Origin of the sequence: Nocardioides stalactiti (assembly GCF_014180715.1) — a bacterium.
In the GTDB taxonomy this organism is placed as follows: Bacteria; Actinomycetota; Actinomycetes; order Propionibacteriales; family Nocardioidaceae; genus Nocardioides; species Nocardioides stalactiti.
This window is the reverse complement of sequence record NZ_JACEFC010000006.1, coordinates 23,481-40,131: the sequence shown is the minus strand read 5'-3', so window position 1 is coordinate 40,131 and position 16,651 is coordinate 23,481. Positions and strand designations below refer to the sequence as shown.

The window sequence follows — 16,651 nt, the reverse complement described above, 5'->3', positions numbered from 1 at the left end:
CGTACGGAGCAGGCGTTTCGAACTATTACCAAATGGTATTAATTCGTCGTTACCCCCGGGACCCGTCTGTTTCGTCGTCCCCGCCGCTCACCCGGAGATCCCGGAGGAGCAGACCTGGACGGTTGTCCTCGAGCCAGGTGAGCGCGTCGGTGATCAGACCAGTGCTCACCGGACTACAGGCGAGCTGCATCGCGGCGGCGGCGGGCGAGAGCCCGAGCGCGGCGGCATCCGCGATGACACTCGCTGGAAAGGGATCGTGCTCGACCGCTGTCTCGTCGTCGAGGACGAAGCGCATCACCACCAGGCCCGCCTGCGCCTTGGGGCCGGTCGCAGCGGCGACGTCGACCGAGCTGACGGCGTCCCAGTCGACGGCGGCAGCGGTGCGCTCACGGCTGCGGTGATCGCTGGTCTGGATCCAGACCCCGCGGTCGTCTAGTCGAAGGACCACCTCGCCCTCCGTGGCGAAGCGCAGCTCCGCCGCGTCCTGGCGCAACCGCCACGCGACCCACAGGATGGTGACGCCGGACGCGAGCACCACGACGGCGTCGCGCGAGAGGTCGCGGGTGGCAGCGGCGACGACCGAGGCGACGACAAGGCCCGAGCCGAAGAGGAACGTCGCCAGGGCCCACGCCGTGCGCCGTCTGTCGGGCGCGAACCAACGGACCTCGTACGGCTCGCTCATCCCGCGAGCGTGGCCGTGAGTCGTTCGACGGGGGAGTCGAGGCCCCAGCGCTCGGTGAGCGCGGCGAGGGCGTCGGGGTCAGCGGGGGTGGACGGGAGGACCAGGGCGTCGCCGCGGGGGAGGTCGAGCTCGCGGGCCACGGCAACCACCGTCGGGGCGACGGCGAGGTAGTCGGCGGCCTCCTTGATCTTCAGTCGCGGTCCGGGCGCGAGATCGCTGGCCGGGTCGGCGGCCGCGGCGACGATGCCGTCGATGTCGCCGAAGCGCTGGAGGAGGGTGGCGGCCGTCTTCTCGCCGACGCCCTTCACCCCGGGCAGGCCGTCGGACGGGTCGCCGCGGAGCGTGGCGAAGTCGGCGTACTGGCGCGCGGTCACGCCGTACCTGTCGAGGACCCAGGCCTCGTCGATGCGCTCGTGCTTGCCGACGCCCTTGCCGATGTAGAGGACCCGGACCTCGGCGGCGTCGTCGACGAGCTGGAAGAGGTCGCGGTCGCCGGTCACGACCTCGACCGGCCGGCCGGCGCCCGTCGCGAGCGTCCCGATCACGTCGTCGGCCTCGTAGCCGGGCGCTCCGACCACGGCGATCCCGAACGCATCGAGCACCTCGCGGATGATCGGCACCTGGACCTCGAGCGGGTCGGGCACCTCCTCGACATCAGGCGCACCCGCGACGGGCGTGACGACCCGGTGCGCCTTGTAGGTCGGGATCAGGTCGACGCGCCACTCCGGGCGCCAGTCCTCGTCCCAGCAGCAGGCGAGGTGGGTCGGGCGGTACTGCTCGACGAGGTAGCTGAGGTAGCCGACCATCGTCCGCACCGCGTTGACGTTCGTCCCGTCCGGTGCGAGCGCCTCCGGAGCGCCGAAGAAGGCGCGGAAGTACATCGATGCGGTGTCGAGAAGCATCAGGCGCCCGGGCGCCGAGGGGGTGTCCACCAGGCCGATCGTAGAGGCCGGGCAAGCCCGGGTTCGCTAGGGTGGCGATCGTGAGCCAGAACAGCAGTTCCTCCGTTGTGGAGGCCACCGATCGCCAGATCCTCGAACTGCTCGCCAAGGACGGCCGGATGTCCTACACCGACCTGGGCAAGGCCACGGGACTCTCGACGTCGGCGGTCCACCAACGCGTCAAGCGGCTCGAGCAGCGTGGTCTGATCCTGGGCTACGGCGCCACCGTCAACCACGCCGAGATCGGTCTCCCGCTCACTGCGTTCATCGCGATCCGCGCCATCGACCCGTCCCAGCCCGACGACTCCCCGGCCCGCCTCGAGGGCATGCCCGAGATCGAGTCCTGCTGGTCGGTCGCTGGCGAGGAGTCCTACGTCATCAAGGTGCGCTCGCACTCGCCGGCCGAGCTCGAGGAGCTCCTCGCCCGGATCCGCGCCGTCGCCAACGTGTCGACGCGGACCACCATCGTGCTCTCGACGTACTACGAGAACCGGCCGGTCACCGGCTGACCTGAGGCCCCGATCAGTGGGCCTGGAGCGCCGCGGTACGACGTGATGCCTCGGCGACCTCGGCCGCGCGGAGGGCGGTCTCGTCGAGGTCGGCGTGGCTCGCCCACCACGCCTGGCCGCTGGCCGGGAGCGTGTGGATCGGGTCGTAGTACTCGTAGGTCCGCTGGAGTGCCTCGGGGTTCCCGGCCTCGATCGAGGTCAGGTAGTTCTTCGTCCAGTGGCTGATGCCGCGCTCGGAGTCGTAGTCGGCGATCTGGTGCACCCAGCGCTTGCCGACGAACGGCACGTCGCACACGATGCGCGGCGTCGCGAACCCGGGCAGGTAGCCCATGATCTGGTGCTGGAGGTGCTGCGCCTGCCCGACGGAGATCCGCCAGTGCTCCGAGTAGGGGATCAGGTCGCACATGTAGAAGTAGTAGGGCATGATCCGCGCGCCGTCGAGGAGCGCGAAGCAGAGGTCGAGGAGCGCGTGCGGGTCGGCGTTGACGCCGTTGAGGATGACGCCCTGGTTGCGGACGTCGCGGACGCCCACGTCGAGCAGGGCCGCCGACGCCTGGGCGACCATCGGCGTCACCGACTGGGCGTGGTTGGCGTGGGTGTGGATCGCCAGGGAGACCCCGCGGTTGCGGGCCGTGGATGCCACTCGGCCGACCCCGTCGAGGACGTCGGGCTGCGCCCAGTGCTGCGGCAGACCGATCAGCGCCTTGGTGGCGAGCCGGATGTCGCGGATGTTGTCGATGGCCAGCAGCGAGTCGAGGAACGCCTCGAGCCGCGGCCACGGCATGTTGGCGACGTCGCCTCCCGAGACGACGACGTCGCGGACCGAGGGGGTGCGACGCAGGTAGTCGAGCATCGACTCGAGCCGGTCGTTCGGCTTCGCGACGAACTTGAGCTTCTCGACCTGCGGGGTGGAGTTGCCGACCAGGTCCATCCGGGTGCAGTGACCGCAGTACTGGGGGCAGGTCGGCAGCAGCTCGGCAAGCACCTTGGTGGGGTAGCGGTGCGTGAGGCCCTCGGCGACCCACATGTCGTGCTCGTGGAGCGAGTCGCGGGTGGCGTGCGGGTGGGACGGCCAGTCGGTGCGCCGGTCGGAGAAGACGGGCAGCATGTAGTGACGGATCGGGTCGGCGTAGAACGCGTCGGTCAGCGACCCGGGGCCGGAGGGCTGCGCGTGCGGCACCATCGTGTTCATCATCTGCGGCGGCACCAGCATCGACATGGTCGCGCGCTCGGTCTGGTCGCGCTCGAGGTCGGCGTAGAACCGCTCGTCGACGAGGTCGCCGAGGAGCTCGCGCAGCTGCTTGAGGTTCTTGACGCAGTGCGCCCGCTGCCACTGCACCGAGGCCCACTCCTCCGCCGTGACGTCGCGCCACCCGGGGAAGCGTGTCCAGTCGGGCTCGACGAGCTCGGCCCGATGGTAGGGGTAGGGCTGACCAGCGGGCTCGCGGATGCCGGCCGCGATCGACGTCTCGATGCTCATGTGTGCCAGAATACGTGAAGATCATCCGGCTGCAACATCAACAGGCCGGACGATTTACTGTTCAACGTGTGAGAAGGGAGAGTGTCGACGGTGAGCAGGGTGACGACGCAGAGCGACCCGACCGGACTCCACCGCGTCCTCGACGACGCCACGGTGCTGCCCCAGGCCGCCCGGCGCCTCGACACGCGCCGTGAGCTCTGGCCGGACGAGGTGCGGATCCGCGTGGAGCGGCTCAACCTCGACGCCGCGTCCTTCCGCCAGCTCGAGGGGGAGCACGGCGACGGCGCGGCGGTGCGCGCGGCCGTGCTCGCGATCGTGGCCGAGCGCGGCAAGATGCAGAACCCCGTGACGGGCTCCGGCGGCATGCTCATCGGCACCGTGGAGGAGGTCGGTCCGGAGTCGCCGTTGGGTCTCCGCGTCGGCCAGCGGGTCGCGACCCTGGTCTCGCTCACTCTCACCCCGCTCGTCATCGAGGACGGTCTCGACGGCTGGGACGGCCGGACTGAGCAGGTGCCCTGCGACGGCTACGCGGTCCTGTTCGGGCGCTCGATCGCGGCGGTCCTGCCCGACGACCTGCCGACCGGTCTCAGCCTCGCAGTGATGGACGTCTGCGGAGCGCCGGCGCTGACCGCCCGCGTCGTCCAGCAGTACGTCGAGCGCGGGGCCCGGCCGCGGGTCGCCGTCATCGGCGGTGGCGGCAAGTCGGGCTCCCTCGCGCTGGCCGCAGCGCGCGCCGAGGGTGCTGGCGTGCTGGTGGGCGTCGTACCGACCGAGACGGAGGCCGCACGACTACGGGCCGCGGGCCTCGCGGATGCGGTGGTGGTCACCGACGCGCGTGACCCGATCGCCCTGCGCGACGCCGTCGCGGCGACCGGGGGTGCTGCCGACGTCACCGTCGTCTGCGTCGACGTCCCCGGGTGCGAGGGCGGCGCGATCCTCGCGACCGCCGAGGGCGGCACCGTCATCTTCTTCTCGATGGCCACGTCGTTCTCCGCGGCGGCACTGGGTGCCGAGGGGGTCGCGGCCGACGTCACGATGCTCGTCGGCAACGGCTACGTCCCGGGCCACGCGACCTACGCCCTGGAGCTCCTCCGGACGAACACCGGTGTCCGCGGTCTCTTCGAGGGGCGGCTGGCATGAGCGCGTCCAAGCTGGACCTCGACCCGGTCACCGTCCGCAAGGCCCGGTCGCTGGCGCGCAAGGCGGGCCGGCCGATCGTGAAGCTCGCCGAGCAGCACACCACCGTGTCCGTCGAGCGCGCGACCCTGCGCCTCGCGGGCCTCGGCGGCGCGGACGCCGAGGGCACGCCCTGGGTCAACCGGCTGCTCGACGCCGTCCGCGGAGACGTCGGCCTCGAGCACGGCGTGACCCTCCCCGTGTGGGACGCCCTGGTCCGCGGCGAGGCGGAGGACCTGACGACCCTGGCGCAGAAGGCATCCGCCGGCTCGGTCCGGTTCCGGCTCCCCGAGGGGCGCGACGCGCAGCGCGCCCGGACCGCCGGACGCCGCTCGGTGGGCGCCGGCATCCGCCAGGTCGACCGTCGTCGTGCCGAGCGCGACCGCCTGGTCAAGCGGCACGGCGACGCCCCGCGCCAGCCGTGGATCTATCTCATCGTCGCGACCGGCGACATCTACGAGGACATCCCGCAGGCCCAGGCAGCGGCCCGCGAGGGTGCCGACGTCATCGCGGTGATCCGCTCCACCGGTCAGAGCCTCCTCGACTTCGTGCCGGAGGGCGCCACCCGTGAAGGCTTCGCCGGCACCTACGCCACCCAGGAGAACTTCCGGCTGATGCGCGCCGCGCTCGACGAGTCGAGCAAGGAGCTGGGTCGGTACGTGCGACTCACCAACTACGCGAGCGGTCTCTGCATGCCGGAGATCGCGGCGCTCGCCGGGCTCGAACGGCTCGACATGATGCTCAACGACTCGATGTACGGGATCCTCTTCCGCGACATCAACCCGGTCCGCACCTTCGTCGACCAGCGGTTCAGCCGCCAGGTCCACGCCCGCGCGGGCATCATCATCAACACCGGCGAGGACAACTACCTGACCACGGCCGACGCGGTCGAGGCGGCGCACACGGTGACGACGAGCCAGCTGCTCAACGAGTTCTTCGCCAAGGAAGCCGGGCTCGAGGACTGGCAGCTCGGGCTGGGGCACGCGTTCGAGATCGATCCTGCCGTCCCGGACTCCTTCCGCCTCGAGCTCGCGCACGCGCTGCTCGCCCGCGAGCTGTTCCCGAAGGCTCCGCTCAAGTGGATGCCGCCCACCCGCCACATGACCGGCGACGTCTTCCGCGGCTACCTGCTCGACGGTTTCTTCAACCTGGTCGGGGCGATGACCGGGCAGGGGATCCTGCTCGTCGGGATGATGACCGAGGCCGTCGTGACGCCGTGGCTGTCCGACCGTGACCTGGCCCTTCAGAACGTCCGCTACGTGCTCGACGCCGCCGGTGGCCTGCACGAGGACTTCCACCCGGCGCCGGAGGGCCTCATCGCCACCCGGGCGCGCCAGGTGCTGGGGGAGACCATCGACCTGCTCGAGCGGATCGCCGACGAGGGGCTGCTCGACGCCATCGCCGACGGCACCTTCGGCCTGATGCGGCGCCCCGCCGACGGTGGCCGCGGCCTCGAGGGCGTCGCGCGCAAGGCTGACGGCTACTACAACCCGGCCTCCGAGATCCTGGAGGAGAAGTGAGCCAGCTCGTTCGTCCGTACGGCGACACCACCGGCGACGGCATGGTGCAGCTCAGCTTCACGCTGCCCGTCCCGCACTCGAAGCGTGCCGAGGGCGCCGCGCAACAGCTCGCCGCCTCGATGGGGCTCGACCCTGCGCTCGTCGTGCACGCCAAGCCGATGGGCGACGGCTTCACCTTCTTCGTCGTCTACGGCCGGGTCCACCACCTCGTCGACCTGGATGCGGTCGAGGTGGTGGAGCGTGACTACCCGCTGCTCACGCCGAAGGAGGTCAACGCCTCGATCAAACGCAGCCTGCGTCGTCGGCTCGTGGTGATCGGCGCCTGCATCGGCACCGACGCGCACACCGTGGGCATCGACGCGATCCTCAACATCAAGGGGTTCGCGGGGGAGAAGGGCCTGGAGTACTACCGCGAGATCAAGGTCGTGAACCTCGGCGCCCAGGTGTCGGTCCCGCAGCTGGTCGACCGCGCCGTCGCGGAGCGTGCCGACGCCGTTCTGGTGTCGCAGGTCGTGACCCAGCGCGACGCCCACCTGCTCAACACCCGGGAGATGTCGGCCGCGTTCAGCGAGGCGTTCCGCGCCGAGCACCGGCCGCTGCTGGTCGTGGGCGGCCCGCGTTTCGACGAGGCGATGGCGGGCGAGCTCGGCGTCGACCGGATCTTCGGTCGGGGGACGACGCCTGGCGAGGTCGCGAGCTTCCTGGCCCATAGGCTCACCGCATGAGCGCCTCCTCCCCGATCGGCGGTGCAGTCGTCGGCACCCGGGTCACCCAGCGCCGCTACGTCCCTTACTCGCACGCGCACTACGCCGGCAACCTGGTCGACGGTGCCTACGGGCTCGGCCTGTTCGGCGACGTCGCGACCGAGCTGTGCATCCTCACCGACGGCGACGAGGGCTTGTTCGCGTCGTACGACGACGTGCAGTTCCGCGCCCCGGTACGCGCCGGCGACGTCGTCGAGGCGACCGCCGAGCTGGTCCGCGCCGGCACCCGGTCGCGGGTCATGGCCTTCACCCTGACCGTCGTCGCGCGGGGCGCCGCCACCGCCGACCGACCCGGCGCGGCCGAGCTGCTCGACCCGCCGGTCGTCGCGACGACCGCGACCGGCACGGTCGTCGTTCCCTGAGCCGGTGACATCCGGCGGCGCGTCGCAAGCGACACGCCGCCGGATCATGAGATTTTTCGGGCCAATTCGTGTGATCCGGACCACCCTCTGACCTGCGATTTCGCGCATCTGTGCAGGTCAGCGGGCGGTTGACAGGTCCTGCCGCGGTGACCAAAGTACGTGGCTGTTGCTCGTGCAGGTCGTGGTACGCGGACCGACGTCCGAGTGGCCGAAGACGGGGGTGTAGCGCCAACACCTCCCATCACGGTTCGCGGAGGTCGGTCCGCTCCTCGAGAGCGACGCGGAAGGGTCGCTCTCCCCCTAGACAACATCCCGTTGTCGGCAGCCAGTCGAAGAACGGGATGGTCCGAAGGTGGGAGCGACCCTTCCGTCGCCCTGGAGGGCCGGACCCCAGGGCCCAGCCCCTAGGCTTGCCGCGTGCTCGCCCGCCTCGTCGTCGCCGCCGCGGGCGGCCTCCTCCTGACGGCCTCGTTCGAGCCCGTCGCGATCCCGTACCTGCTGCCTCTCGGCATCGCCGCCTTCGCGCTCGCGGTGCGCGAGCTGCCGGTCAGGCGGGCGGGCGCGGTCGGCCTGGTCTTCGGCGTCGCCTTCTACTTCACCCACATCTACTGGATGAAGGAGTCGATCGGCACCGACGCCTGGATCGCGCTGTCGGCGGTCGAGGCACTCTTCTACGGGGCTCTCGGCCTGGCGGCGCCGCTCGTCCGGCGGCTGCCGCTGTGGCCGCTGTGGCTGGCCGCTCTCTGGACCTCCGTCGACGGCCTGCGCAGCACCTGGCCCTTCAGCGGAATGCCTTGGGGGCGGCTCGGGTTCGCGGCGATCGACACCCCGGTCGCGCCGGCGGTGGCCTATCTCGGCATGACCGGGCTCTCGTTCACCCTCGCACTGGTCGGGTTCCTGATCGCGGCCGGTGTCGAGTCGTGGCTGCCGTCCGACCGGACCTCGGTGCGACGCAGTCGGCCGGTCGCGCTCGGGGGAGCGGTCGTCGTCCTCGCGCTCCTGCTCGTGCCCGCCGTCGCGCCGTACGAGACCGAGGAGACCGGTTCCGCCGTCGTCGCCGCGGTGCAGGGCGACGTGCCGGGGCCGGGCAACGACATCCTCTTCGACCACCGGCAGGTGACCCGCAACCACGTGGACGCCACTCTCGACCTCGCCGCGTCAGGGGTGCGCCCGGACTTCGTGCTGTGGCCGGAGAACTCGACCGCGGTCGACCCCTTCCTCGACAGCGGGGTCAACGACGACATCCGCGAGGCGGTGGCGGCCATCGGCGTGCCGGTCGTCATCGGCGGCCTGGTGGACGACGGGGACGATCACGTCCTCAACCAGGGGATCGTCTGGGATCCTCGGACGGGGCCGGGGGACCGCTACACCAAGCACCACCCGGTGGCCTACGGGGAGTACATCCCGTTCCGCCGCTACTGGGACCCCAACTTCGGGGCGCTCAACCAGATCAGCCGCGACATGAAGAGCGGCACGCGCACCACGCCGCTGCGGGTCGCCGGCATCCCGGTCGCCGACGCCATCTGCTTCGACGTGGCCTACGACGACGTCATGCGGGAGCAGCTCCAGGAGGGTGCGGAGCTGTTGACGGTGCAGACGAGCAACGCGAGCTTCATCTTCACCGACCAGATCGACCAGCAGTTCGCGATCACCCGGTTGCGGGCGATCGAGTCGGGTCGCTGGCTCGTCGTCGCCGCCACCAACGGCATCACCGGCGTCGTCGCCCCGGACGGGACGGTGGTCGCCTCGGCCGACCCGCGGACCACGGCGGTGCTGGTCGAACGGGTCGGCCTGAGCACCGAGCTGACCCCCGCCACCCGGGCCGGCGCCTGGCCCGCGCGGGTGTTCACCGGTTGGTCGCTCCTCGGTCTCGTGGTGGGCGCGATCGCGTACCGTCGAAGGCGAGATCATGGCGGGTCCGAGTCCGCGAGTCCGAGTGAGGCTCTTGTTGTCTGAAGCAGAGATGGTCACCCCCGATCCCGTGTCCCAGCACGGCCGGGTCGTCGTGGTGATCCCGACCTACGACGAGGCCGCGAACCTGGCGTGGATCGTCGGCCGGCTGCGGCGCGCCCAGCCCCGGGTCGACGTGCTGGTGGTCGACGACTGCTCGCCCGACGGCACCGGCGACATCGCCGACGACCTGGCGGCGGCCGACCCGCAGGTCCACGTCCTGCACCGGGCCGGCAAGGAAGGCCTGGGCGCCGCCTACCTCGCCGGCTTCGCGTGGGCCCTCGCCGAGGGCTACGACGTCGTGGGGGAGATGGACGCCGACGGCTCACACCAGCCCGAGCAGCTCGACCGGCTCCTCGAGGGCCTGCGGACCGCGGACCTGGTGATCGGCTCGCGCTGGATCCCCGGCGGCAGCGTGGTCAACTGGCCCCGGCGCCGCGAGGCCCTGTCCCGGGGCGGCAACCTCTACGTGCGCCTGCTCCTCGGCATCGACGTCCGCGACGCCACCGCCGGCTACCGGCTGTTCCGCCGTGAGGCACTGGAGAAGATCGACCTCGCGTCCGTCCGCTCGACCGGCTACGTCTTCCAGACCGACCTGGTCACCCGTTGCCTGCACGCCGGGCTGGTGGTGCGCGAGGTCCCCATCGAGTTCATCGAGCGGGTCCGCGGCCACTCGAAGATGAGCGGCCAGGTCGCGGTCGAGTCGCTCAAGCGGATCACCCAGTGGGGCCTGCGCGAGCGCTGGGAGCAGGCACAGGCGCGCCGACGCACTGGCTAGGCTTGCGGGGTGAGTACGACGACGCGACGACGCCGGCGGTGGCCGCTGCTGCTCTTCGTCGCCTTCGTGGTGGTGCCGCTGGTCGAGATCTACGTGGTGATCCAGGTCGGCCAGGCGATCGGCCCCTGGTGGACCATCGGCCTGCTGATCCTCGACAGCATGCTCGGAGCCTGGTTGGTCAAGCGGGAGGGCCGGCGCGCCTGGCAGGCGCTGCGGCAGGCCCTCAACAGCTATCAGCCGCCGGCTCGCGAGCTCGCCGACGCCGCCCTGATCCTCATCGGTGGCACGCTGCTGCTCACGCCCGGCTTCGCGACCGACGTGTTCGGGTTCCTGCTCGTGCTGCCGTTCACCCGGCCCCTGTTCCGCCGGCTGCTGACCGGCTACATCGCTGGCCGGGTGACGGTCGCGACCGTGGGGCGGGCGCGACAAGACCCCGGCCCGACGGCAGGGGACACCGTCGTCCGGGGTGAGGTCGTGGAGGACTGAGCCTGCTGAGCCGGGGGCTCAGGCGTTGGCGGCCTTCTTCTTGCGGTTGCCGGTGCGGTGCAGGTGGGCCGGGCCGATCTCGCCGCCGCGCAGCAGCTCGAGGCGCTCGGTGAGGATGTCCTCGAGCTCCTTCTCGGACCGGCGCTCCAGCAGCATGTCCCAGTGGGTGCGCTGCGGCTTCTCGACCTTCTCCACACGCTCGATGCCGGACGTGCTCTCGCCCTCGGCGCCACAGCGGGGGCACTCCCACACCGCAGGCACGTCAGCCTCGATCGACATCGTGATCTCGAACAGGTGGCCGTGGGTGCAGCGGTACTCGACCTGCTGACGGGCCGCGAACTCGATGCCGCGCTCGTCCTCGAAGGACTGGCCGCCCAGTCGTGCGCCTCGCAGCGTTCGCTCCGCCATGTTGTTCCTCCCAAGTCCCTGGCCCCTGCTCCTGGCGGGGCCCCGGCCGCGTGGTCGCCGGGGGATCTCCCCGGGCGTGGTTGACCGTCGCACCGTTGTCTCTTCAACGCTACCCGGCCGGAAAAGGTTGCAAACCGGCAGGACGAACCTGATTTCGCGACGGAATCAGACGACTGCGGGGCGATCGTTGCCCGCATCCCTGATTCCGCGCTCGGTGTCGACGCGGAGCAGCAGGAGGCCGCCGACCACGAAGAAGAAGACCAGCGCGAACAAGGCCGGGCGGAACGAGTCGGTGAGCTGGACGACGATGCCGAAGGTGAGCGTCCCGAACCACGACGTACCGCGGTCCATGAGGTGGTAGAAGCTGAAGAACTCGGCTTCCTTGCCACGGGGGATGAGCAGCGAGAAGTAGGACCGCGCGAGCGCCTGCGTGCCACCGAGGACCACGCCGATCGCGACGCCGAGGACGATGAGCCAGATCAGCTGCTCGGCCGGGATCACGAGCGCGGCGGAGACGATGATCATCCAGACCACGAGCCCGCCCAGGATCACCCTCTTCGCACCCACCCGGGCGGCCAGCCGCCCGAACACCAGGGCGCCCCCGACGGCGACGAACTGGACGAGGAGATAGATCGCCAGCATCGTGCCCTCCTCGAACCCGAGCTCCTCCACCCCGAACACCGAGGCCTGGGCGATGACTGTCTGGATGCCGTCGTTGAAGAAGAGGTAGGCGAGCAGGAAGGTGAGGGCGACCGGGTACTTCCGAAGCTCGCGGACCGTGGTCCAGAGCTGGCCGAAGCTGCTCGCGAAGAGGCCGCCCTCGACCGCGGCGACAGCGCGCGGCGGGTGGTTGCTGAGGCCGCGGTAGGGCACGAGCGTGAAGACCGCCCACCAGACCGCGGCGGAGAGCAGGCTGATCCGCACCGCCATCCCCTGGCTGAGCCCGAACGTGTCGTGGAAGCTGACGAGGACGAAGTTCAGTGCGAGCAGCAGCCCGCCGCCGACGTACCCCATCGCCCAGCCGCGGGTGGAGACCCGGTCGCGCTCGGACTCGGTCGAGATGATCGGCAGGATCGCGTCGTTGAACACGGTCGACGCGGCGAAGCAGAGGTTGGCGACGATGAATGCCACGACGCCGATCTGCCAGTTGTCGCCCGTCATGAAGAACAGCACGGCGGCGGCTGCGGCGCCGGCCCACGCGAAGCCGGCGAGCAGGTCCTTCTTGCGCGCCGTGCGGTCGGCCAGAGCCCCGAGCGGCGGCAGCATGATCGCGGACAGGATCGTCGAGGCGGTGATGACGAACGCGGGCAGCGCGTCGGGGTCGATCCCGAGCCCGAGCACGTTGACCCGGTCGTCGACCGCGGCCTTCTCCGCGACCGCGATGAGGTACGGCGCGAACAGGACGCCGGCGATGGTCGTGGCGAACGCGGAGTTCGCCCAGTCGTAGAAGTACCAGGCCCGCTGCTCGCGGGCGCGGTTCAGTGGGCCGAGGTCGGCGATGGTGCTGCTCATGAGGCTCCCTCCCCAGTCTGCGACCGCCATTGGCCGCGAGCGACGAGGACATCCTTGAGCAGATCGGTGCGATCCGTGAAGAGGCCGTCGACGCCGCGGTCGAGCAGCTCGTGCATCTCGGCCGGGTCGTCGATGGTCCAGACGTGGACCTGCTTGCCCGCTGCGTGGGCCCGGCGCACCAGCCCCGGCGTCACGACCCGCACCCTGCGCCGTCGGTGCGGGACCTGGAACGCGACGAAGTCCCGCCCGGCGATCCGGTCGGCCAACCGGGCACTGGGCAGCAGGCGGAACGCGAGGATCTCCCACGGGTGGGCCGCCGTCGGGACCCGACCGCCGGTGAGGCGCCGGAACTCGCGGATCCGGGCGGGGGAGAAGGAACCGACGAGGACCCGGTCCCACAGGTCCCGCTCGTGCACCGTCGCGGCGAGGGCTGCGGAGGCGCCCGCGGACTTGATGTCGATGTTGAACCGAGCGTCCGGGAAGGCGTCGAGCAGCTGGTCGAAGGTGGGGATCTCCTCCCGACCGCCGATCCGCGCCTCCCGCACCTCGGCCAGCGTCAGGTCCGCGATCGCGCCGACCCGGTCGGTGACCCGGTCCAGCACCTCGTCGTGGAACGCCAGCAGGGCTCCGTCGCGGGTGACGTGGACGTCGGTCTCCAGGTAGCGGTAGCCCAGCGCCACGGCGTGCCGGAACGCGGCCAGGGTGTTCTCGAGCCCCTCGATCTCCGGGTGGTAGGCGCCGCCGCGATGGGCGAACGCCAGGACCCGGCCCTCCTCCAGGTACACGGGGCGCTCAGATGTCTCGGAACGTCTCGATCTCGGCGCCGAGGGAGCTCAGGCGCTCGGCGAGGTCCTCGTAGCCCCGGTGGATGACGTAGGTGCTGCGCAGCACCGAGGTGCCCTTGCTGGCGAGCATCGCGAGCAGGACGACGACGGCGGGCCGCAGCGCGGGCGGGCACACGAGCTCAGCGCCGGTCCACGACGTCGGCCCCTCGATCATCACCCGGTGCGGGTCGAGCAGGCTCACCCGGCCACCGAGCTTGTTGAGCTCGGTCAAGTAGATGGCGCGGTTGTCGTAGACCCAGTCGTGCAGCGTCGTCTGGCCGTCGGCCACCGCCGCGATGACCGCGAAGAACGGGAGGTTGTCGATGTTCAGGCCGGGGAACGGCATCGGGTGGATCTTGTCGCGCGGCGCCACCAGGTCCGAGGGCAGCGTCCGCAGGTCGACGAGCCGGGTGCGGCCGTTGGCTGCGAGGTACTCCTCGGACCGCTCGTAGCGGAAGCCCATCTCCTCCAGCGTGGCGAGCTCGATCTCGAGGAACTCGATCGGAGCACGTCGGATCGTGATCTCCGAGCGGGTCACGATGGCGGCGGCGAGCAGCGACATCGCCTCGATCGGGTCCTCGCTGGGGGAGTAGTCGACGTCGGTGTCGATGACGGCCCGGCCGGTCACGGTGAGCGTCGTCGTACCGATGCCCTCGACGTCGACGCCGAGCGCCTGGAGGTAGAAGCAGAGGTCCTGGACCATGTAGTTGGACGAGGCGTTGCGGATGACCGTCGTGCCCGGGTGGAGAGCGGCGGCCATGAGCGCGTTCTCGGTCACGGTGTCGCCGCGCTCGGTGAGCACGATGGGTCGGACCGGGGCGATCGCCCGGTTGACCTGACCGTGGTACCAGCCGTCGGTCGCCTTGACCTCGAGCCCGAACGGCCGCAGTGCGGACATGTGCGGCTCCACGGTGCGGGTGCCGAGGTTGCAGCCGCCCGCGTACGGGAGCTCGAAGGTGTCGGCGCGGTGGAGCAGCGGTCCGAGGAACATGAGCACCGAGCGGGTGCGGCGCGCCGCCTCCTCGTCGATGCGGGAGAGGTCGATGTCCTTGGGCGGGATGATCTCGAGGTCGTTCTCGTCGTTGATCCACCGCGTCTGCACGCCCAGGCTGCCGAGCACCTCGAGCAGCCGGTTGACCTCCTCGATCCGAGCGACCTTGCGCAGCGTCGTACGGCCCCGGTTGAGGAGCGAGGCGCACAACAGCGCGACCCCGGCGTTCTTGGACGTCTTGACGACGATCTCGCCGGACAAGGTGGTGGGGCCCTTGACCCTCAGGTGGGTCGGGCCGGCACCGAGCGCGACGATCTCGGAGTCCAGCGCGGAGCCGATCCGAGCCAGCATCTCCAGGGAGAGGTTCTGGTGCCCCTTCTCGATCCGGTTGATCGCGCTCTGGCTGGTGCCGAGGCGTTCGGCGAGCTGGGACTGGGTGAGGCCCCGGTGCTTCCGGGCGTCTCGGATGAGGTTGCCGATCCGGCCCTTGTAGTCCGCTTCGCCTTCGACCTGGGGAGAGACCGTCATGATGCCGACGGTAACTCACATGTGAGATATCGCCAACCGTGCCGCGCGGTGAATCGGCCGCGAGGCGGTCAGGGTCGATAGGGCAGGATGATCGACATGCTCGCCACCACGATCCACGGCATCCGGGACATCCGCGTGGAGGAGGTGCCCGACCCGACGATCAAGCGTCCCACCGACGCGATCGTGCGGGTGACCGCCGGGTGCGTCTGCGGTTCGGACCTGTGGCCCTACCGCGGCGAGAACCCGATCTCGCCCGGCTCCACCATCGGCCACGAGTGCATCGGCGTGGTGGAGGAGGTCGGCGCCGAGGTGACCGGCTTCAAGCCCGGCGACTTCGTCATCGTGCCGTTCTGCCACTGCGACAACACCTGCGCGCACTGCCGCGCCGGGGTCCAGTCGGCGTGCGACAACCTCTCGATGACGTCGAGCGGCCAGGGGCAGTACGCCCGGGTGGGTCACGCCGACGGCAGCCTGGTCGCGACCGGGGGAGTGCCCGACGACGCTCTCGTGCCGTCGTTCCTCGCCCTCACCGACGTGATGCCGACCGGGTGGCACGCGGCGGTGTCCGCGGGCGTCACCGCAGGCGGCACCGTGGTCGTGGTCGGTGACGGCGCGGTCGGTCTGTGCGGCGTCCTCGCCGCGTCGGTGATGGGCGCCGAGACGATCATTGCGATGTCCCGTCATGAGAGCCGCCAACAGCTGGCCACCGCCTTCGGCGCCACCCACGTCGTCGCCGAGCGTGGTCGCGAAGGCGCCAAGGCCGTGAAGGAGATCACGAAGGGCATCGGTGCCGATGCCGTCCTCGAGTGCGTCGGCACCGACGACTCGATGGGCTCGGCGTTCGCGGTGGCGCGCCCGGGGGCCACCGTCGGCTTCGTCGGCGTCCCCCACGGGGTGGAGCTCCCCGTGGGCCGGATGTTCCAGAAGAACGTCGGCCTGCGCGGCGGCATGGCCCCGGTCCGGCGCTACCTCCCCGAGCTGCTCGACCTCGTCGTCTCCGGCCGGATCGACCCGGGCCAGGTCTTCGACCTCACGTTGCCGCTGGTCGAGGCCCCCGAGGCCTACCGGGCGATGGACGAGCGGCGCGCAGTGAAGGTGATGCTGCAGGTCTGACCACGGTCGGCGCCGCGTCACCCGACGGGGTCACCCGACGGGGTCGCGGGACGGGGTCGCCCGACGGGGTCGCCCGCCGAGGTCACTCGACGACGACCCCCTCGTCGTCGTCGGACACCGGCTCGTCCGGGTCACCTTGGTGCACGGGCTCGTCGGGCACGTCCTGCTCGACGAGCTCGAGGACCACGTCGCCGCCGGTCAGGACGAGGGTGTCGCCGTCGAGCGCGACGGTCGGTCCGTCACCCAGGAACGTCGTCAGCCACGCGTCCTGGTCGTTGCGGCCGTCGGGGCAGCCCATCTCGGTGCCGCCCATGTCGGTGGCGGTGAGCCGCTCGTCGGCGACGGCGATGGTGCCGAACAGGTGGTTGCACCCGGCGTCCGCGGAGAGCGCGTCACCGTCGAACGCGAGCCGGACCTGGGTGCCGTCGACCAGCCGGTGGCCGTCGACGCGGACCGAGGCGAACGCCCGTCCGTCGAGGTCGTCGAGGGAGGTCGAGCCGGCGGCGCCGTCGTCGCGGGCCATGGTGGTCGGCTCGTCGTCGTCACCGCAGGAGGACATCGTCAGGGCGAGGAGTGCGGCCGTGGCCAGCAGGATCGTCTTCACGGCGGTGGGACGTCGGGGCACCC

Annotated in this window: 17 protein-coding genes; 9 read left to right on the top strand and 8 right to left on the bottom strand. The window is 70.9% G+C overall.

The window, feature by feature from the left end; translation table 11 throughout:
• Positions 1–49 precede the first annotated feature (49 nt).
• The gene (locus H0487_RS02280; protein ID WP_183092606.1) at positions 50–682 is read right to left on the bottom strand and encodes a hypothetical protein; all 633 of its coding nucleotides are present in this window, start codon (positions 680–682) and stop codon (positions 50–52) included.
• Entirely contained in the window at positions 679–1,614 is a 936-nt protein-coding gene (locus H0487_RS02275; protein WP_312855790.1) for a 5'-3' exonuclease, read from the bottom strand. Before H0487_RS02275 ends, H0487_RS02280 begins: the two co-directional genes overlap by 4 nt.
• A 50-nt stretch (positions 1,615–1,664) precedes the next feature.
• On the opposite strand from H0487_RS02275, the gene H0487_RS02270 reads away from it, so the two are divergent.
• On the top strand, positions 1,665–2,132 hold the full coding sequence (locus H0487_RS02270) for an Lrp/AsnC family transcriptional regulator (RefSeq protein ID WP_446685554.1): 468 nt from the start codon (positions 1,665–1,667) through the stop codon (positions 2,130–2,132).
• Positions 2,133–2,145: 13 nt separating this feature from the next.
• Here H0487_RS02270 and H0487_RS02265 read toward each other — a convergent pair whose 3' ends face one another.
• Positions 2,146–3,612: a KamA family radical SAM protein gene (locus H0487_RS02265; RefSeq protein ID WP_183092605.1), complete on the bottom strand. Its 1,467-nt coding sequence runs from the start codon at positions 3,610–3,612 to the stop codon at positions 2,146–2,148.
• 99 nt (positions 3,613–3,711) lie between these two features.
• Here H0487_RS02265 and kdd point away from each other — a divergent pair, with 99 nt between their 5' ends.
• From kdd to H0487_RS02230, 7 genes are all read left to right on the top strand, one after another.
• Entirely contained in the window at positions 3,712–4,752 is a 1,041-nt protein-coding gene (gene kdd, locus H0487_RS02260) for an L-erythro-3,5-diaminohexanoate dehydrogenase (RefSeq protein WP_183092604.1), read from the top strand.
• Positions 4,749–6,308 carry a lysine 5,6-aminomutase subunit alpha gene (gene kamD / locus H0487_RS02255; RefSeq protein WP_183092603.1) on the top strand — a complete coding sequence of 520 codons (1,560 nt, stop codon included), beginning with the start codon at positions 4,749–4,751 and terminating at the stop codon, positions 6,306–6,308. The genes kdd and kamD overlap by 4 nt, the downstream gene beginning before the upstream one ends.
• Positions 6,305–7,033: a lysine 5,6-aminomutase subunit beta gene (gene kamE / locus H0487_RS02250; RefSeq protein ID WP_183092602.1), complete on the top strand. Its 729-nt coding sequence runs from the start codon at positions 6,305–6,307 to the stop codon at positions 7,031–7,033. The genes kamD and kamE overlap by 4 nt, the downstream gene beginning before the upstream one ends.
• A complete protein-coding gene (gene kal, locus H0487_RS02245; RefSeq protein WP_183092601.1) occupies positions 7,030–7,434 on the top strand; it encodes a 3-aminobutyryl-CoA ammonia lyase in 405 nt (134 codons plus the stop codon). The genes kamE and kal overlap by 4 nt, the downstream gene beginning before the upstream one ends.
• Positions 7,435–7,851: 417 nt before the next feature.
• A complete protein-coding gene (gene lnt / locus H0487_RS02240) occupies positions 7,852–9,390 on the top strand; it encodes an apolipoprotein N-acyltransferase (RefSeq protein ID WP_183092600.1) in 1,539 nt (512 codons plus the stop codon).
• Positions 9,391–9,397: 7 nt separating this feature from the next.
• Positions 9,398–10,162: a polyprenol monophosphomannose synthase gene (locus tag H0487_RS02235; RefSeq protein WP_183092635.1), complete on the top strand. Its 765-nt coding sequence runs from the start codon at positions 9,398–9,400 to the stop codon at positions 10,160–10,162.
• A gap of 9 nt (positions 10,163–10,171) precedes the next feature.
• Positions 10,172–10,648, top strand: coding sequence for an FxsA family protein (locus tag H0487_RS02230; RefSeq protein WP_183092599.1), 477 nt, complete (start codon positions 10,172–10,174; stop codon positions 10,646–10,648).
• Positions 10,649–10,666: 18 nt separating this feature from the next.
• Here the strand turns inward: H0487_RS02230 and H0487_RS02225 are convergent, their stop codons facing one another.
• From H0487_RS02225 to H0487_RS02210, 4 genes are all read right to left on the bottom strand, one after another.
• Complete coding sequence (locus H0487_RS02225) at positions 10,667–11,056, bottom strand: RNA polymerase-binding protein RbpA (protein WP_183092598.1); 390 nt, start codon at positions 11,054–11,056, stop codon at positions 10,667–10,669.
• A 165-nt stretch (positions 11,057–11,221) separates the two neighbouring features.
• Positions 11,222–12,568, bottom strand: coding sequence for an MFS transporter (locus tag H0487_RS02220; RefSeq protein ID WP_183092597.1), 1,347 nt, complete (start codon positions 12,566–12,568; stop codon positions 11,222–11,224).
• Positions 12,565–13,353, bottom strand: coding sequence for a glycerophosphodiester phosphodiesterase family protein (locus H0487_RS02215; RefSeq protein ID WP_183092596.1), 789 nt, complete (start codon positions 13,351–13,353; stop codon positions 12,565–12,567). The genes H0487_RS02220 and H0487_RS02215 overlap by 4 nt, the downstream gene beginning before the upstream one ends.
• A gap of 7 nt (positions 13,354–13,360) precedes the next feature.
• A complete protein-coding gene (locus H0487_RS02210; protein WP_183092595.1) occupies positions 13,361–14,911 on the bottom strand; it encodes a helix-turn-helix domain-containing protein in 1,551 nt (516 codons plus the stop codon).
• A 96-nt stretch (positions 14,912–15,007) separates the two neighbouring features.
• Between H0487_RS02210 and H0487_RS02205 the strand changes: the two genes are divergently transcribed.
• A complete protein-coding gene (locus H0487_RS02205) occupies positions 15,008–16,024 on the top strand; it encodes a zinc-dependent alcohol dehydrogenase family protein (protein ID WP_183092594.1) in 1,017 nt (338 codons plus the stop codon).
• A gap of 82 nt (positions 16,025–16,106) precedes the next feature.
• Here H0487_RS02205 and H0487_RS02200 read toward each other — a convergent pair whose 3' ends face one another.
• Positions 16,107–16,649 (bottom strand): META domain-containing protein, encoded by a 543-nt coding sequence (locus H0487_RS02200; protein WP_183092593.1) that lies wholly within the window; start codon positions 16,647–16,649, stop codon positions 16,107–16,109.
• Between the last annotated feature and the right edge of the window lie 2 nt (positions 16,650–16,651).

What these genes read in the sequence shown, in the direction of transcription:
- H0487_RS02280 (WP_183092606.1), bottom strand. Translation starts at nt 682, where the DNA reads ATGAGCGAGCCGTACGAGGTCCGTTGGTTCGCGCCCGACAGACGGCGC.
- H0487_RS02265 (WP_183092605.1), bottom strand. Translation starts at nt 3,612, where the DNA reads ATGAGCATCGAGACGTCGATCGCGGCCGGCATCCGCGAGCCCGCTGGT.
- kamD (WP_183092603.1), top strand. Translation starts at nt 4,749, where the DNA reads ATGAGCGCGTCCAAGCTGGACCTCGACCCGGTCACCGTCCGCAAGGCC.
- kal (WP_183092601.1), top strand. Translation starts at nt 7,030, where the DNA reads ATGAGCGCCTCCTCCCCGATCGGCGGTGCAGTCGTCGGCACCCGGGTC.
- H0487_RS02235 (WP_183092635.1), top strand. Translation starts at nt 9,398, where the DNA reads ATGGTCACCCCCGATCCCGTGTCCCAGCACGGCCGGGTCGTCGTGGTG.
- H0487_RS02225 (WP_183092598.1), bottom strand. Translation starts at nt 11,056, where the DNA reads ATGGCGGAGCGAACGCTGCGAGGCGCACGACTGGGCGGCCAGTCCTTC.
- H0487_RS02220 (WP_183092597.1), bottom strand. Translation starts at nt 12,568, where the DNA reads ATGAGCAGCACCATCGCCGACCTCGGCCCACTGAACCGCGCCCGCGAG.
- H0487_RS02210 (WP_183092595.1), bottom strand. Translation starts at nt 14,911, where the DNA reads ATGACGGTCTCTCCCCAGGTCGAAGGCGAAGCGGACTACAAGGGCCGG.
- H0487_RS02205 (WP_183092594.1), top strand. Translation starts at nt 15,008, where the DNA reads ATGCTCGCCACCACGATCCACGGCATCCGGGACATCCGCGTGGAGGAG.